The following is a 20,421-nucleotide window of genomic DNA, read 5'->3' as shown; positions in this document are numbered from 1 at the left end:
TACATTATGCGCACCAATGTGGATTGTGTCCGATAACGACGTTTCCGGTGCCGTCATTGGTCACAGACCGTAATCCACTGGCCCAGGACGTCTTTCAGGCAATGTTGGCATAAATCCAGTTTTAAGCGATTACTGTCACCAAAAATTGAACCGTATCCAGCCAGGCGATTAACAGACAGAAACTCATTGAACTCAATGTCATCTACCACCGTCTTCGCATGGCGACCACAGCGATCGCAGGTCTTCGCACATAACATCACAGTATCGCTGGATGTGAAAAATTGCATTTTATCTCCTCGTAATGCTGCCGCGCCGAATCAGCAATAACGCTAAAAAAACAGAATTGTTCGGCTTGGCCAACCCCTGACACTAACAAAAGCAAGTTTTGTCACTGTCCGGGGTTATCATATAAACCAATAGACCGTCCTTACGCCATTCTGGTTATCAATAACATAGCCGCATTGTTTCCTTAAAAATTCTTCTGCTAAATCAATGGCTTTTACAGAAATCTCATAAGAAGGAAATAAAGTGTATCCTTTCCCTTCACTGGCAGCTGCTTTGATCGCATCCAGAGTATTATCAATCAGTAACAGAGCAAGTGATGCTTCATTTACCTGAGCCGAAGAACTTCTGGCTGCAAGTGTCATTGTTTTTGCTTCTTCCGCTGTAATCGTTCGTTCTGCCAGAGCAGATAAAATCCCATAAGAATCCATTAGTTACCCCAATCAATAATGTCCATTTGATGGATAGCGAGCAGGGCTCACGCACCTACCCGCTATCCATCAAAGTGGACGAATGATATGTGCTGTAAGCAAAATATACATAATACGCTGTTCATTGCTGTCTGCCTTGCTACTGAAAATCCAGCCTATAAGAGGAATTTTACTTATAACTGGAACTGAACGCTCGGCATTGCTGAACGATGAATCGATAAGCCCCCCCAATAACAACGTCTGACCATCCTTAATCTGGACTGTCGTCTGAATCTGGCGCTGATTAGTAATAATATCGGATGCCTGATCATCATTGCTGATTGAGTCAGCGCGAGTGTCGATAGTCAGAACTAGTTGCCCGTTCCCCATGACAACAGGCGTTACCTTGAGAGAAACACCAACATCATGACGCTCGATAGTCTGAAACGGATTATTTACCCCGGCAGATTCGCCCGTTACCTTTCCGGTGATAAACGGCACATTCTTACCTACGGAAATGTAACCAGTCTGACCAGACTGAGTAAGAATACGCGGCGTTGAAATCACCTTAGAGCGTGAATTACTCTGGACAGCACGCAAAGACAGCGCCAACACGTTACCATCAAAAATACCAAAAGAACCGCCCGCCGTAGAAAGAGCGCTACCCAGTGCAGAAGTATTAAAGCCCCCCGCAACCTTATGACCGGATGCAGAACCTGCCGCAAACGATAAATCAACGCCATCAGACAAGCTGGTTTCAAACATCAGCGACTGAATGAGAACCTGATCGCGGGCAACATCCACAGAATTGATAAAATCGGACAGAACCGGCAGCAGCTCGTCAGGCGCAGAAACAATCAGCGAGTTATTGCCTGGATAATCCACGACATTACCACCACCATTAGAATCAAGATAAATTTTAATCAGTTGCTGAACATCGGACGATCTAACTTTTGTCAGCTTAAAATTTCTGACCGTAAGCGCCACAGGTACTGGCTGGTAAGATGGCTCAGAAGGAAAAGTATCATAAGACTGGTTATCAGAATCATCGGAATCCGAAACCATCTGTGAAGGTAATTTAGACGGCAAAGAGACTACCGCAGGATTGCCAGAAAGCATGACAAAACCGTTAGCATTCAGAACAGACTTAAAGAAATCATCAATATTTGTTGGATTAACATCAGCATTAAATACGGTTACGTTTCCTTTAACATCAGGATTAACAATAACAGGCTTGCCAGTTTTTGAAGAATACCACTGAACAAATGAGCGAACAGATGAATTATTTAAATTAACAGTTTCAGCAGAAACGCTGAATGAACACGCAAATAAAAAAGCAACAATAACAGAGCGCATAATAATTTTACTCCTGACAGGTAACAGTCTGTAAATAACGGCCTTTTCTAATAACAACACGACAGGCATCTTTAATATCAACGGAATAACCATCTTTAATCAAATCAAAATACTGATATTTCATACCTTTAGCATCAACAAACGTAACGGAAACGTCAAAGCCAAGTTGTGAAAAAGAATTAATAGAAAGTCGGGGTAAGTCACTGGACGAATCAGGCGTTACCGCCCTCGCCTGTTCAGTATAAGCAGATTTAATAGCTGAGATTTCATCAACATTCTTTCCAGACTGGAGCCAGAAACCAAGCGCAAGCCCCAGCGCCAAAAAAGAAAGCATTAATATAAGACGGTTCGATTTGCGAAAATAAATTTTAGTGAGGCGCATGTAATAATTAAATCCTCTGTGAACAGAAAATTGACCGTGCGTGATAAATGGTGGCAAAAGCGAAAATGCGCCATGAGGATAATTATCTGTGAACGCTTGTTTGGTATTGTAAGCAGAATAAAGAGATTTTCCTGTATATATCCATTTATCAACAGTGATTGAATTAATATTATCACCATATTTGACAATGCCAAAGTGTACCTTTGGTAAAGAAAATCGCGCCCCTGAAACTAAATTCATAATGGAGCCAACAAAAGGAATGTTTAATTTATCTGAACGGCGACAATAAACAACATGCTCAGCAAGCGCCAGACGAGCTTGCTTATCCATTATCGAAATATCCTGAATCAAAAATATAATATCCCAGCCTAATTTTCTGGCATGTAAAAACCAGTCAATAACAGGTTGTCTGTCTTTATCACCCCATGAGCGGGAATTAAACCAAGTACCACATTCATCAAGTACAAGGAGGCCATTACGGGATTCATCGTAAGATGTATTCCCAATACCAATAGCAAGTAAATCATTTAATGAAGGCTTGTCAGGAACGCGAATAACGCGCGTTTTTTTCGCATAACGCCCAACCATAGGCATATTATGCAATTTAAGGTCAAGATTAGTGGCAACAGGACAACCCTTAGCAAGTCTTTCCTGTATTCTGGAAACACTAACAAGTGTCTTGCCTGAGCCTAATTTGCCTGTTACTACATGAACCGCCATTTAAATCACCCTGTTTGCATAATCAAGAAATTTTTGTTTTAAATCGAAAACAAAAACACTGATACGAGTAACCATAATAACGTTAACACACGCCTGAAAATGGTCAGGCAATACAGACGCCATTAAATGAGAGAAATCAGCAGGTAAACCGTTATACATAACCTCAGCAAGGTACTGCATTAAAAGCGTAACAGTTGTTGTAATTAATGCGACCAATGCAAAGACGATTAATCCTGTTTTGGTAGCAAGTCGAGCTAAAAAACTCGCCACATAGCCAATAAACAAAGGGACAAGACCAATAAGAAAACGCAACAATGCAGGAATACCTAATAATAAGGGCATCACTCACCCCCTTTGCGAAGCAATGAAGTTAAAGAAGTAAAGACATACCAGAACGTAAGGCAATAAAAAACCCATGAAAGAACATCTTTAATAGTCAGTAATTTATCGCAACCAATATCAATCTGATAAACCTCTCCGGGAAAAATAATAAAATCAGAGCAACCGTTACCATTGGGTAAATTAGGCAGCATAGCACCTTTATTTAAAAATGCTTCCCATAAAGCACCGTGAGAATCCTTTTCAATTCCCAATTCAGAATCAGCCAAAGTAGAAGCGCCATCTAATTCAGAGTCGCCCTTTCCATAACGAGAATCACCACCTGAAGGGTCAGCAAAACGGCCAGCCCCCCGCGTAAGATTGTTAATGGAATCGTCAAGACGATTTATATTATTCCTAGTTTGTTCATCGGCATTTTTTTTATCATCTGATGAAGTGTCTTTCTCCGTTAATTTATCATGAATATCGCTGGCTATTTTGGGTGAAGCACCTTCGATAGCAGACTGAATATCACCTTTAGAAAGACTGGAACCACTAGAGCCACCGCCAGAACTACCGCCACCGGACTCACCGCCACCGGACTCACCGCCACCGGACTCACCGCCACCGGACTCACCACCGCCAGACTCACCGCCGCCAGACTCACCACCGCCAGACTCACCACCACCATTTTGGGGGGTTGAGGGTTTATCAGAGGGGTCAGCTACAGTACCTGTAGGCTTCCATGTTGCAGCGCAAACAGTACCATCACCCTGACAAACAATGACACCAGTAGCCTCATATTCACAGCCGTTATAGTAGATATAGCGACCACCATCATATGAATCAACATTATTAAATACACCTTCTTCTGGCGGCTTCGTTTCGCAAATTTCTTCTGGTGTCGGGTCAGTAGGTTTTTCATCAGGAACAGAACGCTGAATATCACCAACAATATAAGCCGTTAAAGACCAATATTTATCCTTCTGCCCTGTTGAATCGCTGTAAGTACAATCACCAGTAAAAACAAGACGGAATTCAGAATCAGGCCAGATACCCTCATAAGTTGGTTTAACCTGAGTAAATACACTCTGAGCACTGGATTTAGCACCCTGACAAGCGGAGGCCTGCATAGCAGCATCAATATAGTAAACCGTTGTCTTAGAGCCATCCTGATTGGTTATTTGCTTACTTTCAGCGTAGGCAGAGCTTTGATAAGTGGATTTAGTAATGCTTTCCCATGACTCAGCATGTGAAAAAGGAGAAATGAGGACAGCGGAAAGAATTAATATTTTCCTTTTCATAGTAACCCGCTTTAATAAAGGGGCAACGAGTGCCCCTGAGTGAAATTCAAACCGCTTTTGAAGAGAATTTTTTGAAAATACGAATGGCAAGCCCAGCGCCAACCACAGCCACAACAACAGGCCATACTTTACCAATGAGATCATTTGCCTGAGTCAACAAAGCATCCATTGCCTGACCTGCATAATCAGTACCACCTGTAGCACCTTCAGCCGCAAAAGAACTTGCAGAAACAAAAAGCGCAGTTGAAGCCAGAGCAACTTTAGATTTAACAGTAGACAGAATTTTCATAGGAATAACTCCATTAAGGTTACATTAATCGGTCAGAAAATGATTTAAATGAACCGACCGCATAGAAAAGGGCAAAACCAAAGGTATAAGCCCCGAAGAAATAAACGATATACATTAACGAAAGACCCCCGCAGTAATCGCGCCGAGGCCAAAAGAAATAACGATGCCAGACGCTATCAAAATTTGAATAACATCGTCCATATTTAACCTTTGATCTCTGCGATGCCACCATCGGAAGAAACATTATAAGTTACACCTTCCCTGCCCTCCATTGACCACGCACGGACATAGACAGGAATTTGAACTAATTTCCCAATGAAAGCATTCGCCTGGTTCATTAGACCTGCGTTAACGAGAGCCTGAGAAACTCGAATAATAATTTGATCCTGCTTTGTACCACCAAAACCATCAGATATTTCAAGGCCAATACCAATTTCATTATAATAGCCCTGACCATTAACTTTATTACGTTGGCGGGCTCCCAACATTTTACCCTTAACGAAAAGACCATAATTAGACATATTACTTTCCTTTAATGCCAGCTACTGGCGTGCGAAATACGGTTGTAATCGAAAATAAAACCTTTCTCATAAATCCATAAGGGGATTTCCGCTGGCTTGGCTTCCAGCGTTCTTATTAGCGGAACAACGTTATTAGAGTCTGGTGAATCACAATAGAAATTAATATCGATACCGAACGAAAGCAATTCTCTTCTATGGCGATAAAAAGTGTTATGAGGTAACATTTCTTTCATGTTAGCCCCTTGTTTCCAAAGTAAATAAGTTGACTGTATTTTTCTTGGCAGTTTCGTTATTTTCTCATCACTTAAAATAGCATTCTGATTCATTTCTATTCTCCCTACATATTCAGAGAATAATTGACGTGGTGTTTTCATATTCCAGTTAGCGCCAAGCGTTAAATTTAAATCAATAAGCTCAGTTGTTCTTAATGTTAATTCAATACGTAATTTATCTTTCGTCCAGTCCAGTAACCCGGCTCGTACAAAATCTTCGGCTATCTGGTGCCCTTTTTTACCCGAAACGTGTTCATCATATTTTGAATAAAACTTCAGACTCCATCGACGGGAGTTTTTACCTAAATAAACTGTACCGCCTTTCCCACATGCGCGACCATGGCGTGTTTTAGCTTTAAATTCGGCGGCATAAAGCCATGACCTGACATTTTCCAGCGTAGATAATGAATACATGTAATTAATGTCAACACGAGAAATTTTATACTGACCTGCCATAACGGCTTTATAAGACGTTAAATCATGAGGAATATTCAATAAGGATAAAATCCTGGCATAGGCCGTCAACATGAGCCCTTGTATATCATCCGACCCAACAACAGAATGCCCCTGCAAAAACTTGGACGGATTACCATCAATGTACAAATGTGTCGCTTTACCTTCGCCATTAGATCCTATCGATCGTACTTTCATCGTTGCTTCATGCGAGCCGCGAACAGTCAGTCGCTTAACGGTTTCCCACTCAATTGCACCGTCAGCATCAACGCTGACGACACTCCCCGCCGGAAGCGGTTTGTGTGTGCAAGGGAAAATCCCGGTAAGCCAATCGATCACGAATAAATCCTCAAAATTGCAAAAATGACGACTTACTAACACATGAGTTCAGTAGTTCATTAGTGTTTTAACATTACATCAGTGAGCTAGTGAGTTCAAGAGGCTTGGATGATATGAGTTCATGAGCATGTATACTCACTTCAAATATTGCATTGAACGAGCGTAAAAAATGGCAAAGCGCACGACTTATAACGTGACGGAAGAAAGAAAAATGAAACTAGAACGACTGGCTATAAATGCCAGTGTAAAACTAGGAAAAACAATTACATGGACAGAGATTTTAGGTTATCTGATTGATAACTACTCTAAAGATGCAGCAGAAGATCTCATGTCTGCCAAACAAAAGGATTAAGTACCACGAATGGTACAAACGTGCAGTATTACCAACACTGCACGTTCTGGTTTGTGCAAAACTTAAACAAAAAGTAAGTCATCGAGATAAACAAAACTCGTCAAGGTATATACTGATGAATACGCCAAAAAAAAGTGAACAAAAACAGAATGATAAGCAACAAGGCTTTGCCCAAGATGGTTTGGACACATCTAAAGCAAAAAGGCTTTTAGAAAAAGCTCAACAATCCACTACTAAACCAACACAAGGAAAGTAATATGTTATCTTTTCAGGTTTTCCTTTTTAAAAAAGCATTAGAGGAAGAATTAGATATAATCAAATGGCATCCAACAAATGAACAATTGGAGGAGATGTTCAATGAGATAAAAAAACTCAGTGGCAATGAAAGCATCACTGAAGTTGAAAATATCGTTCATCGAATTTACAAAAAACCGATTACAAGAATGATTTGTAATGGATTGAATACATCGAAAGCAAGTTCGCTATTGGCAAAAATTCAATCCCAGTCAAATAACACTCAACAAAAAAGATAGTGAAATCAGATATGGATGTTCACGGTATCATTGATAATCAAAAAATAGAAATTGAGCGTTTATATGAAAAATATACTGAGTCATTAGAGTGTTACCTATCTGGTAAATGTGATTTTGATACCGTGAATTCATGTGGAGACAGTTTTTTCGGCTATTTAGAACACTGCGCTGCACATAACAGAACAGTAGATGAATTGAATAATACTCAATGGAATCAATGGCTTGCGGAAACATGTATTGATGTTCTTGACCTTATCTTAGCTCATTACAAAAAATATAGAGAGGTAATGAATGATAATAGTATTAAACCAAGCTCCACTGCTTTTGCTTCAATGCAAAGGATAGTAAAAGCCCATGACAAACGTTCTGCAAAAGAAATCAGGAATCTTTTCGTTAATGAAGATATGCCAGTATATGGATTTGACAATAAAGGAAAAGAAAAATTGACAAAAGCACACGAGAGAATAGCGGCCTTTAGCTTTGGCATTTTACTTGTTATTCTTTTTATAATAATCGCAATATTTATACCTAATCCAACGAACTTTCAATACACTTTCTTTCGAATAATTCTTTCAGCAGCAGTTGCTGGGGTAGTCTCATTTATACCCGGGTTTATAGAAGTCAAAATATCAAACTGGGTAAGAGCAGGTGGAGCATTAGCTGTATTTGTGATTGTCTATTACGTGGCTCCCGCAGCATTATGAATTGGTTCGCACAATGACGTTATGCTAAAGAGGCCGCTGCGGGATTCTATTTTCGCAGCGGCCTTTTCAACATAACGAGTCGTACATTATGCGTACTTAGATGGAGTAAGAAAGAACCTGTGTTTTTTTGGTCGTCCTTGTGCAGCTGAAACATAGTGTTAAACGGCGCTGCTGCGTATCAGACGATACAGAACATGTTGTGCTAATCGATGATCTGGCGGCAACGCGGGATGCACAAACTCTTCTGCTTTACTCATGCCAAGGCGTATCATCAGGTTCTCAGACGGTTTGTTCAGCACCGAAGTAAAAGAAACCACCTCAGTTAACGCCAGTTCCTCGAAAGCAAAAGTCAGGCAGGCTTCGGCAGCTTCCAATGCTAACCCCTGATGCCAGAATGATTTCGCAAGACGCCAGCCTATTTCAGTACAGGGTGAAAAATGAAACTTATCAGGTTGTGGATGTAAACCTACGCAGCCCACAAACTGGTGTGTTTCTTGTAGTTCAACGGCCCAAAATCCCCAGCCGCGCTCTGTAATGCCTTCCTGGAATCTTGCGGCAAGATTGTCGCTTTCCGTCCGTAGCAATGGAGCCGGAAAAAAACGCATCACATCGGAATCGGTATTTAACGCGGCGAATGGCGCTCTGTCTTTCGCTTCCCACTGACGGAGAATCAGTCTCGATGTTTCCAGCATAAATCTGCCCTTATCATTCATTTTCATATAATCTTCTAAAAGAAGCTGCTCATCGGCAAGGACTAATGAACCCCCTTTCCGCCTTTTCTTCTTATACTGGAGATTCATACATGGCCGACTGGAACCCTTCGCTTTATTTGCAATATAAAACTGAACGTTCAAGACCCGCAGCGGAATTACTTAGCAGAGTGGCGTTAGAAAGTGTTCGTTCAGTTGTCGATCTTGGCTGTGGCCCGGGAAACAGTACAGCATTACTGCATCAGCGCTGGCCTTCAGCTCAAATAACTGGGGTTGATACCTCACCCGCGATGCTTAATGAAGCGCGCAACACATTACCAAAATGCCATTTTATTGAAGCGGATATCAGTACGTTTCAGGCAGAGCACCCCGTGGATCTGCTTTATGCCAATGCATCGTTACAGTGGGTACCCGATCACTATGAATTATTCCCGCACCTGGTCTCACAACTGAGTCACAATGGCGTTCTGGCCGTGCAAATGCCAGATAACTGGCTGGAGCCAACGCATGTATTGATGCGCGAAGTGGCTTATGAACAAGATTACCCAGACCGTGGCCGTGCTCCGCTTCCTGGCGTTCACGCCTACTATGATATTTTGACCGAAGCGGGTTGTGATGTAGATATCTGGCGTACAACGTATTATCACATTATGGATTCGCATCAGGCAATTATCGACTGGGTAAGCTCGACGGGCCTGCGCCCCTGGTTGCAGGATTTGAGCGAAAGCGAGCAACGTCATTACCTGGCGCGCTACCATGAACTGCTCCAGGAACAATATCCGTTGCAGGAGAACGGCAAAATTTTACTGGCATTTCCGCGATTGTTTATTGTTGCCAGACGCAATAGTTAAGCGTTTATCATCTGGCAGATCACAGGAATAAACTATCAGCCATGCGTACCCTCGCCTTTTTATCATAAGGATCTAGTGGCTATGTCTGGCTTCTGCTAGTGTCTTGCAATATGTTTCTGACGGGGGTTGTTATGTCTAAAGTCTACATTGGTGGGTGTCTGTGTGGCTCGATCCGTTTCACAGCCAGCAGTCCTAATAATTCCCATACCTGCTCCTGCGATATATGCCGGAAACATACGGGCGCGCCTACCGTCGTCTGGATTGAGTTTGATGCAGAAAATGTAGAATGGACGGGAAAAGCCGGAAAACCGAAAACCTGGCGCTCATCAGAAACGACCAGTCGGGCCTTTTGCCCTCAGTGCGGCAGTTCCGTGGGCGCCATCGATGACGCCCCGGTCATTGCGCTTTTAGCCGGTGCTTTTGACGATCCTAACGATGAAGACCTTGCACCGGAGTTTCATTCGTTTTCCGATATGCAGCCCGCGTGGTGGCAAAACGAACGTCGCTAAGTGAGTTGATAGTGCTTATCCGGCATATGCTTTGCTGGCACATTTGTTTCATCATTCATTTGCAGCAAATCGATTTCGATTGCATTGCAAATCGCATCCAGCGGCAGATCGTTGTTCTCAGTGCCAAACGGATCTTCAAGCTCTTCTGCAAGCGTGTCGAGCGAAATAAAAGTATAGGAAATAAGCACTGAAATAAACGGTGTCATGTAGTGCAGATCGACCACCAATGCAAATGGCAACATGATACAAAACAGGTACACAGTACGGTGAAGGATCAAGGTATAAGCAAACGGCACCGGGGTATTAGCAATCCGCTCACAACCGGCCAGTACTGCAGACATATCATTTAACCTATTGTTTAAACTGTGAAATAATATGTCAGACAGTTGACCATTACGTCTGCGTACGGCCAACCACTCCCCCATCAGCAACAAAATACGGTTTGCCGGGGATTGTGCGGCAAATACCGTTTGCAAATCTTTCTCGCTAAGATATTTCGCTAACGGCTTCGCCTGTGGGTTTCGACGTAACGTCATGCGTAAACAGTGAGCAAATGCAATTTGCAGACGCACAAACTGTCCCAGTTCTGCATCGTCAGGTAACGTGGTTTTTACCTCACGCAGAAGCGATCGGGAAGCAATCATCAACTGCCCCCACAGGTGTCGGGCCTCAACGTAACGTGAATAGCAGGCGTTATTGCGAAACCCCAGAAAAATAGCTATCGCCACGCCGAGAATGCTGAACGGCGCAAGGGTAAACTTAATGCCCAGCATCGTATACCAGGGCAACATGATAATAACGGCGATGGAAAGCAGGAAGTTCAGCAGCAGACGTGAAAAAATCTTGGATAATACGGAACCGTGCCAGACGAATATCAGGCGCATCCAGTGTTGTTGGGGACGAACGATCATGGTTATCTTCGGGAAAATGTGAAATCCGTCACATTAGACGCGATAGCGATCAATGTTGCAAGTTAATCGCAACATTATCCAAACAACTTTTGCCCTGCTCAAAACGAAGCCGCACGGAAGTTACAGACTGGGTTAATGACATAAATAATACAGTATGTTGTAACTAATTTATATCCAGAAAAAACCCGGCCTGAGCCGGGTTGTCGGTAGTCGTCTTAGCACAGTGGCTTAACGGCTTCCCGCATACCTTTTGCCAGGATGGCATCCAGATCGGCAGAAACTTGCTCCACCAGCCCAGAAACCTGGGTCAGGTCTTGCTCCCAATGTTCTTTGACCGCCAGTACAGTACGCACCAACGCCTCAGTACTTATCTGGCGATCGCGATGTTGGCTCCACAGTTGTTGGAAACGTTCAATCCAGTGCGCATCATCCTGGACCGGATAAGACTCACCGTTACGCTCCCCGCGGTAGAACGCAATCAACGCCGCCAGCGCAAACGTCAGACGTGCGGGCAATTGACCGCTGGCATATTGCCCGGCCAGCAGTTGCGGCAATATGCGGGTACGGAATTTAGTCATGCCGTTCAGGGCAATCGACAACAACTGATGCTTGATGTACGGGTTGCAGAAACGCCCCGTCACCGCACTGGCAAAGGACGCCAGCTCATCACGAGGTAAATCCAGTACCGGAATGATCTCTTCATAAATAGCTTTTTCAACGAAGGCGCAAATTTCTGCGTCATTCATCGCCTCGCCTACGGTGTCCAACCCTGCCTGCCAGGCAACAGGAACCAGCGCAGTGTGAGCACCGTTGAGAATCGCCACTTTGCGCTCTTTGTACGGTTTGATGTCATCCACAATCAGGACATTCAGCGGATACTTATCCAGACGTAGTTCTGCGGCTAATGACTTCGGCCCCTGAATAACAAAAAGATAGAAATGTTCTGCCGTGTCGAGGAAAGCATCATGATAGCCCAGTTCAGCTTCGAGCTTAGCTACCTCATCACGCGGATAGCCGGTAACAATACGGTCCACCAGCGTAGAGCAAAATGCATTGGCCTGATCCAGCCACTGAATAAACGCTTCCGGCAGCGTCCATTCCTGAGCGTAGCGCAGAACCAGTTCACGCAGCGCATCACCGTTATAATCAATCAGTTCGCAAGGGATGATAATCCAGCCTTTATCCAATGCGCCGTTAAAATAGCTGAAGCGTTCGAACAGCAGACGCGTCAGTTTAGCCGGATAACTTACCGCTGGCGCGTCGTCAAACTTATCGCCCGCGTGGTAACTGATACCTGCTTCCGTGGTGTTAGAGAACACAAAACGCATATCAGGATTATGTGCCAGCTTCAGGAACTCATCGTATTCGCTATAGACGCTGATTTCACGGTTAACTGAACGAATTAGACGAGCATCGCTGACAGCCTCGCCCTTCTCATTCAAACCACGAATGATAGTAGTATAGAGGCCATCCTGCGTACTCAGCGATGGCGGGAAGGTACTTTCGATAGGACGAACAATGACCACACCAGCGTTCAGATCGGTATGTTCGTTCAGCAGATCAACCTGCCAGTCTACAAAGGCGCGCAGGAAGTTTCCTTCACCAAACTGAATAATGCGTTCAGGATACTGAGCACCGGGGAAATCGCGACGATTTAGTGTTTGCACAATGGGTTCCCTTTATGATTAGTCATACAACCTGATTGAATTGGTCCAATAGGTTAGCAAACTTTAATACATTGAAACCCTGTTTTGATCAATCCCCGGCGACAAATTAGAGCGTTTTATAGAAAAGTGTGGTCCCGGTCAGCGTCCCATCGGGCATTTGGGCATAGTCAGGTATCACCCCTACCTTTTTCCACCCGCAATTGTGGTAGAACAACTCCGCGCCACTGCCCGTCGCCGTATCAAGTACCAGCAGCGTTTTACCTTGTTGACGCGCGTAACTTTCCAGTTCGGTCATCAATTCACGAGCCAGGCCACCGCGTCGCGCTGAGGGGTGAACCAGCAGTTTGGCAACATCAGCACGATGAGGTTGATTTTCAGGTTGATCGATAATGAGTTGGACGGTACCGACAAGCGCCCCCTGTGCGTTCTGCGTACCAAGAACGATCCGTTCTCCGCGAGAAACACTTTGCGCGACGTTCATCCAGAAAGGCTCTGATTTTTCGCGATTAAAGGGCAGCATAAAACTGATGGAGGCGCCGTCATTGACGCACCGTTCAAGAACATCGCTGAGCTCGTCGATTCGCGACAGAATTTGTGCCGCGCTCAGCACAAAGCAGGGTTTACCGGAAGCCATGGTTTCTCCTTAGATTGACCCCTTCATACTGCTTTTAACAATTACACAACACAAGGGGTCATATCATAGGATAATGTTATCTATGGCTTGTTCATCTGAAGCACTAACCAGTGATAAATAACCGTGACAACGTAACGTTTTTGTTCATCGTTTAGCGCTACGCCCTGAGGTATATCATGCCATTTCGCCAGACACCCTCGACAGCACGTTGCCGTAGCATGTTGAGCGATAAATACCGGGTGACCACGCATGGGAGTCTGTTTACCATCATTGGCGGGAAACGCAGGTGCCAGTCGTTTAGCAATAAAATCCGCAGCATGTTGTTCGATAACCGGCGCCCCTTTATCCAGACAATACTGCCTTTCTTTCTGACCAAGACGAAACCGCGAGCGAAACGTTGATTTCGCCAACCGGGCAAAAAGAGGATCGAGCGTATTCATCAGTAAACCGAGCGCCCCAGCTGTTGTGTTAATTGCTCCAGCACGGCGATACCGGCCAGTGAATTTCCCGCCGGGTCCAGTTCCGGACTCCAGACCGCAATCGCCATCTCGTGAGGCACGATCGCCACGATGCCGCCACCCACACCAGATTTCGCCGGAAGCCCGACCCGCCAGGCAAACTCCCCTGCGTTCTGATACATGCCGCTGGTCGCCATTAGCGCATTGATCTGCCTGGCCTGCATCGGCGTCACCACGGGTTCCGCAAGATGAAAGGCATGCCCTTGATTTGCCAAAAAGACAAAGGTTCGCGCCAACTCCACACAGCTCATTTTCAGCGCGCAGTAATGAAAGTAATTTTGCAAAACGGTGGTAACGTCATGGTGAAAATTTCCGAAGGATTTCATCAGCCAGGCAATAGCGGCATTACGCGCCGAGTGTTCAAACTCTGATCGCGCGACCGTCGCATCATAAGCGATATCCGAAACACCGCTTAACGCCCGTACCACTTCCAGCATCCGTTGACGCGGTGCGCTCAGACGCCCTTGCAACATATCGCAAACCACCAGCGCCCCGGCGTTAATAAAGGGATTGCGAGGAATACCCTGCTCCATTTCCAGCTGCACCAGGGAGTTAAAAGGATGCCCAGAAGGATCTTTACCGACACGCTGCCAAATCTCCTCTTCCTGATAGTGACGCATTGCCACGACCAGGCTGAGCACCTTTGAAATCGACTGAATAGAAAAACGTTCCTGCGCATCTCCCGCCTGATAGTGCTGTCCATCAACGGTACAGATAGCAATACCCAGTTTTGAACCGTCGACAGAGGCTAATGCCGGAATATAATCAGCGACTTTACCCTGACCAATCAGCGGACGAACCTGCTGCACAATGGTCTCTAAAATTGAATTGTCCATGGCCCTGGCCACAACATGCTCCTTGCTCGCAGGTATGAAAGGCCTGCGAGTATAACAGAGCTGAATACGCAGCGTCAGGCCGGAAGGCGGAATCTGGCCACGGCCTGCATAAGCTGGCGGGATTCATGGTGTAGCTGCAAGGAAGAGTCAGATGCAGCATTCACCAGTTCGCTGGTTTGCCGGGCTTCGCCGTTCAGGACATGCAGCTTTCGAGTCAACTGGTGAATATTGTTCCCTTGATTTAACGTTGCAGTCGAAATGTCGTTCAGCAACGCGCCAAGATTCTCAACCAGTGCGATAACCTGCTGCAAATTTTTATCCAGTCCGTTAACCGCGTGAAAGCCCTCTTCAATGCCCTGTAACGAGTGTTTAATCAGTGTCTGAATGTTTTGCGTAGACTGACCGCTTTTTCGCGCCAGCAGCCCAACTTCTTTCGCAACCACGGCAAACCCGCGCCCTTGCTCCCCGGCATGTGCTGCCTCGATTGCCGCGTTAAGAGCCAGGATATTTGTCTGAAATGCAATATTATCGATAAGCGTTGTAATACCTCGCATTTCAGACGAACGTGTCACAATCGCCTGCATTGACGTATTTACCGTCGCCATCATTCGGTCCCCGCCTGCCGCAACATCTCGCGCCTGCACAGCGCGTTGATTCGCCAGTTCAGCAAAGCCACTGTTATCCTCAACATGCATTTCCAGCAACGAAATATGCGATGTCACGCTGCTTAACTCTTCACTTTGTTTCGCCGACTGCTGATATAGCTGTTTATTGTTCTGCGCAAGTTCGTTGATATTTCCTACCATTGCAGTGGTGGCATCGTTCACCTGCTGCACCAGCGCGCAGAGACCTTGCTGCATTGCAGCAATACGCGAACTTAATTGCGTCACTTCCCGATTAAACTGACTCACCTGCGGGGCCGGGCGAGACAGGTCACCCGCTGCTAAAATATCGATATGATCGATCAGCCGTCGCAGTGGCATAATCACCCAACGGGACATACTGCGCCAGACCAGAAAGGCAATAACCACCAGCACGAGAGGAATAAACAAAAATAGATTCTGTAAACGCTCAAGACTGGTCAACAGCTGCTGACGCCCAGCTTCCGCATGTCGCCCACTGTTCTGCTGAAAGCGCGCGTAATTAGCGTTAAAGTCCGTCTGAAAGGCCTGCGCGGGTACGGCAAAAAAAGCATCAATGGAACCTGACTGCATCAGCCCATCCGCCTGCTCCTGAATACCGCTATAAAAACGCTGATAGCTCTCCGTTAGATCTGGATCCGGCTGCGGTTTCATATCCCGCCAGGCATCCCATGCACTTTTTGACTGCGCCAGCGCTCGGTACGCCTCTTCCATTAACGGACGCCAACTCCCGTCCGAACCGGTGGCGGCATCCTGCATAAAATAAACTCCCGCACGGTTAAGTAAATCGCTGGCAGATAATAACGCCACCCGCGCTTCATCAACCTTAGCCTGCTGTATAAGCGCGAGTTGATTACGTCCTTCATTATGCTGTGCGCCGCTGACTGAGGCCGAAAGCATTAAGGAGGACGCGACCTGCAAAACAGAGAACAGCGCAATAATGCAAAAAATGCCGGTTAACAGACCAAACTGACGGGGAATAAGACGACGGAAAATTTGCGTTATGTTCATATTACTCTTCTGTATCAAAGCGTTAGACGCGAGTGTACGTAGAGTAAATGACAGAAAAATTGCAGAAATAAGACAGGTGCCTCCAGCGGAGACACCTACACCATCAAAGGCGGTTTTTCCAGACGGTCTGCACGTTACAAAACTCATGCAGACCAAAGTGCGAAAGCTCTCGGCCAAAACCACTTTTCTTCACACCGCCAAAGGCAACGCGGGCATCGCTGGCACTGTAACCATTGATGAATACGCCACCACACTCCAGGCGCGACGCCATCTTCTGCGCCAGCACTTCATCCGCAGTAAACACCGTGGCAGATAAGCCGAAATCACTGTCATTCGCCAGCGCTAAGGCATGTTCCGCATTCTTCGCCACAGTAATTGCCGCAACCGGACCAAACAGCTCCTGGCGGAACGCCGTCATCTCTGGAGTAACATCGCCCAGTACCGTCACGGCATAGTAATTACCATGTCCCGCAATTTTTTCCCCGCCGAGAAGTAACCGCGCCCCTTCGGCAAGGGTGGCTTCAACCTGCTGGTGCAGCTCTTCACGCAGATCAAATCGCGCCATCGGCCCCAGATCGTTTTCTTCGTTCAGCGGATCGCCCATTTTGAGCGCGCTCGCAGCGGCCACAAAGCGTGAAGTAAATTCTGCCGCTATCCCTTCTTCGATAATAAAGCGTTTGGCTGCCGCACAAACCTGCCCGGTGTTCTGATAACGCCCGGTGACCGCCGCCTTAACGGCCAGATCGAGGTCTGCATCATTAAGGACAATAAACGGATCGGAGCCCCCCAGTTCAAGAACGCATTTTTTCAACGCGGCCCCCGCCTGGGCGCCAATCGCCGCACCAGCACGAACACTACCCGTCACCGTTACCGCCGTGATACGCGGGTCATTGATCATCTGACTGACCCCTGCGTTATCGGCATTCACCCAACCATAAACCCCCGCGGGTACACCCGCATCAGCGAAAACCTGCGCAATAATTGCAGCACAGCCGGTTACGTTAGGCGCATGCTTTAACAGGTAACCATTTCCGGCCAACAGAATCGGGACGGCACCTCGCATTACCTGCCAGAGTGGGAAGTTCCACGGCATGATCGCCAGAATAGTTCCTACCGGACGATACTCAATCACCGCCTGGTTGTTCTCCACCAGCGTGGGTTCCGGACTGAGCATCGCCGGTCCATGCTCGGCGTACCAGTCACACAACGCAGCTGACTTAGCGACTTCAGCACGCGCCTGCTTAATGGGTTTACCCATTTCACGTGAGATACACTGCGCCATCTCTTCCGCACGATGGCGCAGTGCTTGTCCAATATGGCGCAGCATTTGCGCACGGTCCTCAACGGAAGTGTGTTTCCATTCGCTATAGCCATTCGCTGCAAGGTTCAGCGCATGATCAATCTCTTCCACGCTGGCCCACGGCGTCGCCGTCAGTCTTTCACCGCTGGTAGGGTCAATGGAAATCGCATGTGTTGCTGCTGTGATAGTCATTAAGTGCCTCTCTTTATCGCAGGGTATGGTTATATCATGAGCATATTTACTCTTTCTGAAAAATGAATAATATTAACCATACCATTCACGAATAGAGAAAATTATGGATCTGACGCAGCTGGAAATGTTTAATGCCGTCGCGGAGACTGGCAGTATTACGCAGGCCGCTGCGAAGGTTCATCGCGTGCCATCTAATCTCACCACCCGTATACGTCAGCTTGAAGCCGACCTGGGTGTTGATCTGTTTATTCGTGAAAACCAGCGTCTGCGGCTTTCCCCATCCGGACACAACTTTTTGCGCTACAGCCAGCGGATCCTCGCGCTGGTTGAGGAAGCCAGGATGGTCGTCGCCGGGGATGAGCCGCAAGGACTCTTCTCTCTCGGCTCGCTTGAAAGTACGGCAGCAGTACGCATCCCCGCCACGCTGGCTGAATATAACCAGCGTTACCCCAAAATTCAGTTCGCGTTAGCGACAGGTCCTTCTGGCACAATGCTGGACGGCGTGCTCGACGGTACATTGAACGCTGCCTTTGTCGATGGCCCAATTACCCATCCAGGCCTTGAAGGAATGCCGGTCTACCGTGAAGAGATGATGATTGTCACTCCTAACGGTCATCCCCCCATTCAGCGGGCCAGCGACGTCAACGGTTGCAGTATTTACGCCTTTCGCGCCAACTGTTCCTATCGCCGCCATTTTGAAAGCTGGTTTCATGCCGATCGCGCCATGCCCGGCACCATTCACGAAATGGAGTCATATCACGGTATGCTGGCCTGCGTCATTGCCGGAGCGGGTATCGCACTGATCCCGCGTTCGATGCTGGAGAGCATGCCAGGGCATCATCAGGTCAACGCCTGGCCGCTAAGCGAGAACTGGCGCTGGCTGAATACATGGCTGGTCTGGCGCAGAGGTGCAATGACGCGGCAACTGGAAGCGTTTATTGAGGTGTTGAACCCTCAGTTATCACAGAGCCCGGAGTAGCTGGCTATCCTCAAAGAACATGAATAACTGTATATCCGGGTGAAGTCATACGCCCGGAATTTCATTATTATTGAAATACTTAAAAATATGAGGAATGTTCGGCAGCAAATTGTAGCGCCCTGCCAATGAAATGAGATCCGCATCACAAAATGATTGTATTTTCGCCAGCAAACGTTTTAAGATCGTGGCCTTACCTTTTCGCAGCTGATCCTCTTATTTGATATGACAACAGACACTGTTTCCCGCAAGGTCGCGTGGCTACGGGTAGTTACGCTTGCCATTGCCGGTTTTATTTTCAATACCACAGAGTTTGTCCCTGTCGGTTTGCTTTCCGACATCGCACAAAGCTTCAATATGCAGACCGCTCAGGTCGGGATCATGCTGACGATCTACGCCTGGGTTGTTGCCTTGATGTCGCTCCCCTTCATGTTACTTACCAGTCAGGTGGAGCGCCGAAAACTTCTGATCTGTCTGTTTGTTGTGTTTATCGCCAGCCATGTGCTCTCTTTCCTGGCATGGAATTTTACCGTGTTGGTAATTAGCCGTATTGGTATTGCCTTTGCGCACGCTATTTTCTGGTCGATCACCGCATCGCTGGCAATTCGCCTGGCTCCTGCCGGGAAACGTGCACAGGCTCTCAGCCTGATTGCCACTGGCACTGCGCTGGCGATGGTATTGGGGCTGCCCATCGGGCGTATCGTCGGTCAGTATTTTGGCTGGCGCACAACCTTCTTCGCCATCGGTATGGGGGCGTTAGTTACCCTGCTTTGCCTGATTAAGCTCCTTCCCAAACTACCCAGTGAGCACTCCGGCTCTTTAAAAAGCCTGCCCGTGTTATTCCATCGCCCGGCATTGATGAGTCTGTATCTACTGACGGTGATTGTGGTCACCGCGCACTATACGGCCTATAGCTATATCGAACCGTTTGTGCAGACCGTTGCGGGCCTGAGCGCAAACTTTGCTACTGTCCTGTTGCTGGTTCTGGGTGGTGCGGGAATTGTCGGTAGCGTCATTTTCGGTAAGCTGGGTAATCTGCATGCGTCCGTACTGATTAGCAGTGCCATTGCCCTGTTGACGATATGCCTGGTACTGTTACTTCCCGCCGCTGACAGCGAAATGCACCTTGCCATCCTGAGTATTTTCTGGGGCGTCGCTATCATGCTGATAGGCTTGGGTATGCAGGTGAAAGTGCTGGCGCTTGCTCCGGATGCGACTGACGTCGCAATGGCGCTGTTCTCAGGAATCTTTAATATCGGTATTGGCGCTGGCGCGCTGGTAGGCAATCAGGTGAGTTTGCACTGGTCGATGTCTACGATTGGTTACGTCGGCGCAGTGCCTGCCGTTGCCGCGTTGATATGGTCGGTGATTATCTTTCGTAAATGGCCGGTATCACTGGAAGAACAGCCTCAGCATTCATAAAAAATATG

Annotated in this window: 26 protein-coding genes; 8 read left to right on the top strand and 18 right to left on the bottom strand. The window is 46.7% G+C overall.

Annotated features, from left to right (window positions below; genetic code table 11):
• Positions 1-53: 53 nt before the first annotated feature.
• The 10 genes from SK34_RS18430 to SK34_RS18390 all read right to left on the bottom strand — a co-directional run bounded on the left by SK34_RS18430 (position 54) and on the right by SK34_RS18390 (position 6,646).
• Positions 54-287, bottom strand: coding sequence for a hypothetical protein (locus tag SK34_RS18430; protein ID WP_048233741.1), 234 nt, complete (start codon positions 285-287; stop codon positions 54-56).
• 117 nt (positions 288-404) lie between these two features.
• A complete protein-coding gene (locus tag SK34_RS18425) occupies positions 405-713 on the bottom strand; it encodes a hypothetical protein (protein WP_048233739.1) in 309 nt (102 codons plus the stop codon).
• A 69-nt stretch (positions 714-782) separates the two neighbouring features.
• On the bottom strand, positions 783-2,048 hold the full coding sequence (locus tag SK34_RS18420; protein ID WP_048233737.1) for a secretin N-terminal domain-containing protein: 1,266 nt from the start codon (positions 2,046-2,048) through the stop codon (positions 783-785).
• 7 nt (positions 2,049-2,055) lie between these two features.
• Positions 2,056-3,150, bottom strand: coding sequence for a zonular occludens toxin domain-containing protein (locus tag SK34_RS18415; protein ID WP_048233736.1), 1,095 nt, complete (start codon positions 3,148-3,150; stop codon positions 2,056-2,058).
• Complete coding sequence (locus SK34_RS18410) at positions 3,151-3,492, bottom strand: DUF5455 family protein (protein WP_048233735.1); 342 nt, start codon at positions 3,490-3,492, stop codon at positions 3,151-3,153. It lies immediately after the preceding gene.
• Positions 3,492-4,772 carry an attachment protein gene (locus SK34_RS18405; RefSeq protein ID WP_048233733.1) on the bottom strand — a complete coding sequence of 427 codons (1,281 nt, stop codon included), beginning with the start codon at positions 4,770-4,772 and terminating at the stop codon, positions 3,492-3,494. The genes SK34_RS18410 and SK34_RS18405 overlap by 1 nt, the downstream gene beginning before the upstream one ends.
• Positions 4,773-4,818: 46 nt before the next feature.
• Complete coding sequence (locus SK34_RS18400) at positions 4,819-5,061, bottom strand: major coat protein (protein ID WP_048233732.1); 243 nt, start codon at positions 5,059-5,061, stop codon at positions 4,819-4,821.
• 114 nt (positions 5,062-5,175) lie between these two features.
• Positions 5,176-5,262 carry a tail virion protein G7P-2 gene (locus SK34_RS25220; protein ID WP_031602482.1) on the bottom strand — a complete coding sequence of 29 codons (87 nt, stop codon included), beginning with the start codon at positions 5,260-5,262 and terminating at the stop codon, positions 5,176-5,178.
• A 2-nt stretch (positions 5,263-5,264) separates the two neighbouring features.
• Complete coding sequence (locus tag SK34_RS18395; protein ID WP_048233731.1) at positions 5,265-5,582, bottom strand: DNA-binding protein; 318 nt, start codon at positions 5,580-5,582, stop codon at positions 5,265-5,267.
• 11 nt (positions 5,583-5,593) lie between these two features.
• Entirely contained in the window at positions 5,594-6,646 is a 1,053-nt protein-coding gene (locus tag SK34_RS18390; protein ID WP_048233730.1) for a phage/plasmid replication protein, II/X family, read from the bottom strand.
• Positions 6,647-6,815: 169 nt separating this feature from the next.
• Here SK34_RS18390 and SK34_RS18385 point away from each other — a divergent pair, with 169 nt between their 5' ends.
• The 4 genes from SK34_RS18385 (at position 6,816) to SK34_RS18375 (ending at position 8,235) form a co-directional block, all read left to right on the top strand.
• Positions 6,816-6,998, top strand: coding sequence for a hypothetical protein (locus SK34_RS18385; protein ID WP_001335098.1), 183 nt, complete (start codon positions 6,816-6,818; stop codon positions 6,996-6,998).
• A gap of 115 nt (positions 6,999-7,113) precedes the next feature.
• Positions 7,114-7,254, top strand: a complete 141-nt coding sequence (locus tag SK34_RS24870) for a hypothetical protein (protein ID WP_001335097.1) — start codon at positions 7,114-7,116, stop codon at positions 7,252-7,254.
• A gap of 1 nt (position 7,255) precedes the next feature.
• A complete protein-coding gene (locus tag SK34_RS18380; protein ID WP_000948310.1) occupies positions 7,256-7,531 on the top strand; it encodes a hypothetical protein in 276 nt (91 codons plus the stop codon).
• Positions 7,531-8,235, top strand: coding sequence for a hypothetical protein (locus SK34_RS18375; RefSeq protein ID WP_231588751.1), 705 nt, complete (start codon positions 7,531-7,533; stop codon positions 8,233-8,235). Before SK34_RS18380 ends, SK34_RS18375 begins: the two co-directional genes overlap by 1 nt.
• 158 nt (positions 8,236-8,393) lie before the next feature.
• Here SK34_RS18375 and SK34_RS18370 read toward each other — a convergent pair whose 3' ends face one another.
• Entirely contained in the window at positions 8,394-8,927 is a 534-nt protein-coding gene (locus tag SK34_RS18370; RefSeq protein WP_080602206.1) for a GNAT family N-acetyltransferase, read from the bottom strand.
• Positions 8,928-9,037: 110 nt separating this feature from the next.
• Between SK34_RS18370 and tam the strand changes: the two genes are divergently transcribed.
• Together tam and SK34_RS18360 are read left to right on the top strand one after the other, a co-directional pair.
• Positions 9,038-9,796, top strand: a complete 759-nt coding sequence (gene tam, locus SK34_RS18365) for a trans-aconitate 2-methyltransferase (protein WP_003836295.1) — start codon at positions 9,038-9,040, stop codon at positions 9,794-9,796.
• Between the two features lie 131 nt (positions 9,797-9,927).
• Entirely contained in the window at positions 9,928-10,305 is a 378-nt protein-coding gene (locus SK34_RS18360; RefSeq protein ID WP_003836296.1) for a GFA family protein, read from the top strand.
• On the opposite strand, the gene SK34_RS18355 is transcribed toward SK34_RS18360, so the two are convergent.
• The 7 genes from SK34_RS18355 to sad form a co-directional block, all read right to left on the bottom strand.
• On the bottom strand, positions 10,302-11,216 hold the full coding sequence (locus SK34_RS18355; RefSeq protein WP_046670674.1) for a bestrophin family protein: 915 nt from the start codon (positions 11,214-11,216) through the stop codon (positions 10,302-10,304). The genes SK34_RS18360 and SK34_RS18355 overlap by 4 nt on opposite strands.
• Positions 11,217-11,431: 215 nt before the next feature.
• Positions 11,432-12,883, bottom strand: coding sequence for a tagaturonate reductase (locus tag SK34_RS18350; protein WP_048233725.1), 1,452 nt, complete (start codon positions 12,881-12,883; stop codon positions 11,432-11,434).
• Positions 12,884-12,989: 106 nt separating this feature from the next.
• The gene (locus SK34_RS18345) at positions 12,990-13,517 is read right to left on the bottom strand and encodes a GNAT family N-acetyltransferase (RefSeq protein ID WP_032935758.1); all 528 of its coding nucleotides are present in this window, start codon (positions 13,515-13,517) and stop codon (positions 12,990-12,992) included.
• Positions 13,518-13,597: 80 nt separating this feature from the next.
• Positions 13,598-13,957, bottom strand: a complete 360-nt coding sequence (locus tag SK34_RS18340) for a DUF4186 domain-containing protein (protein ID WP_003836300.1) — start codon at positions 13,955-13,957, stop codon at positions 13,598-13,600.
• On the bottom strand, positions 13,957-14,883 hold the full coding sequence (gene glsB / locus SK34_RS18335) for a glutaminase B (RefSeq protein ID WP_003032436.1): 927 nt from the start codon (positions 14,881-14,883) through the stop codon (positions 13,957-13,959). The genes SK34_RS18340 and glsB overlap by 1 nt, the downstream gene beginning before the upstream one ends.
• 62 nt (positions 14,884-14,945) lie before the next feature.
• Positions 14,946-16,523, bottom strand: a complete 1,578-nt coding sequence (locus SK34_RS18330; RefSeq protein WP_048233723.1) for a methyl-accepting chemotaxis protein — start codon at positions 16,521-16,523, stop codon at positions 14,946-14,948.
• A gap of 103 nt (positions 16,524-16,626) precedes the next feature.
• Positions 16,627-18,015, bottom strand: coding sequence for a succinate-semialdehyde dehydrogenase (sad, locus tag SK34_RS18325; RefSeq protein WP_048233721.1), 1,389 nt, complete (start codon positions 18,013-18,015; stop codon positions 16,627-16,629).
• A gap of 103 nt (positions 18,016-18,118) precedes the next feature.
• Here sad and ptrR point away from each other — a divergent pair, with 103 nt between their 5' ends.
• Positions 18,119-18,994, top strand: a complete 876-nt coding sequence (gene ptrR / locus SK34_RS18320) for a putrescine utilization regulator PtrR (RefSeq protein ID WP_003032431.1) — start codon at positions 18,119-18,121, stop codon at positions 18,992-18,994.
• 222 nt (positions 18,995-19,216) lie between these two features.
• A complete protein-coding gene (locus SK34_RS18315) occupies positions 19,217-20,413 on the top strand; it encodes a sugar transporter (RefSeq protein ID WP_003032430.1) in 1,197 nt (398 codons plus the stop codon).
• Positions 20,414-20,421: the final 8 nt, after the last annotated feature.

Source organism: Citrobacter sp. MGH104 (assembly GCF_001034485.1).
GTDB lineage: Bacteria > Pseudomonadota > Gammaproteobacteria > Enterobacterales > Enterobacteriaceae > Citrobacter > Citrobacter freundii.
Note: the sequence above shows the minus strand (reverse complement) of the source record. Positions and strands in the feature narration are given on the sequence as shown.

Excerpts from the sequence above, each read along its gene's own strand:
- SK34_RS18430 (WP_048233741.1), bottom strand. The coding sequence starts at position 287 with ATGCAATTTTTCACATCCAGCGATACTGTGATGTTATGTGCGAAGACC.
- SK34_RS18425 (WP_048233739.1), bottom strand. The coding sequence starts at position 713 with ATGGATTCTTATGGGATTTTATCTGCTCTGGCAGAACGAACGATTACA.
- SK34_RS18420 (WP_048233737.1), bottom strand. The coding sequence starts at position 2,048 with ATGCGCTCTGTTATTGTTGCTTTTTTATTTGCGTGTTCATTCAGCGTT.
- SK34_RS18415 (WP_048233736.1), bottom strand. The coding sequence starts at position 3,150 with ATGGCGGTTCATGTAGTAACAGGCAAATTAGGCTCAGGCAAGACACTT.
- SK34_RS18410 (WP_048233735.1), bottom strand. The coding sequence starts at position 3,492 with ATGCCCTTATTATTAGGTATTCCTGCATTGTTGCGTTTTCTTATTGGT.
- SK34_RS18405 (WP_048233733.1), bottom strand. The coding sequence starts at position 4,772 with ATGAAAAGGAAAATATTAATTCTTTCCGCTGTCCTCATTTCTCCTTTT.
- SK34_RS18400 (WP_048233732.1), bottom strand. The coding sequence starts at position 5,061 with ATGAAAATTCTGTCTACTGTTAAATCTAAAGTTGCTCTGGCTTCAACT.
- SK34_RS25220 (WP_031602482.1), bottom strand. The coding sequence starts at position 5,262 with ATGGACGATGTTATTCAAATTTTGATAGCGTCTGGCATCGTTATTTCT.
- SK34_RS18395 (WP_048233731.1), bottom strand. The coding sequence starts at position 5,582 with ATGTCTAATTATGGTCTTTTCGTTAAGGGTAAAATGTTGGGAGCCCGC.
- SK34_RS18385 (WP_001335098.1), top strand. The coding sequence starts at position 6,816 with ATGGCAAAGCGCACGACTTATAACGTGACGGAAGAAAGAAAAATGAAA.
- SK34_RS24870 (WP_001335097.1), top strand. The coding sequence starts at position 7,114 with ATGAATACGCCAAAAAAAAGTGAACAAAAACAGAATGATAAGCAACAA.
- SK34_RS18380 (WP_000948310.1), top strand. The coding sequence starts at position 7,256 with ATGTTATCTTTTCAGGTTTTCCTTTTTAAAAAAGCATTAGAGGAAGAA.
- SK34_RS18370 (WP_080602206.1), bottom strand. The coding sequence starts at position 8,927 with ATGCTGGAAACATCGAGACTGATTCTCCGTCAGTGGGAAGCGAAAGAC.
- tam (WP_003836295.1), top strand. The coding sequence starts at position 9,038 with ATGGCCGACTGGAACCCTTCGCTTTATTTGCAATATAAAACTGAACGT.
- SK34_RS18360 (WP_003836296.1), top strand. The coding sequence starts at position 9,928 with ATGTCTAAAGTCTACATTGGTGGGTGTCTGTGTGGCTCGATCCGTTTC.
- SK34_RS18355 (WP_046670674.1), bottom strand. The coding sequence starts at position 11,216 with ATGATCGTTCGTCCCCAACAACACTGGATGCGCCTGATATTCGTCTGG.
- SK34_RS18345 (WP_032935758.1), bottom strand. The coding sequence starts at position 13,517 with ATGGCTTCCGGTAAACCCTGCTTTGTGCTGAGCGCGGCACAAATTCTG.
- SK34_RS18340 (WP_003836300.1), bottom strand. The coding sequence starts at position 13,957 with ATGAATACGCTCGATCCTCTTTTTGCCCGGTTGGCGAAATCAACGTTT.
- SK34_RS18330 (WP_048233723.1), bottom strand. The coding sequence starts at position 16,523 with ATGAACATAACGCAAATTTTCCGTCGTCTTATTCCCCGTCAGTTTGGT.
- sad (WP_048233721.1), bottom strand. The coding sequence starts at position 18,015 with ATGACTATCACAGCAGCAACACATGCGATTTCCATTGACCCTACCAGC.
- ptrR (WP_003032431.1), top strand. The coding sequence starts at position 18,119 with ATGGATCTGACGCAGCTGGAAATGTTTAATGCCGTCGCGGAGACTGGC.
- SK34_RS18315 (WP_003032430.1), top strand. The coding sequence starts at position 19,217 with ATGACAACAGACACTGTTTCCCGCAAGGTCGCGTGGCTACGGGTAGTT.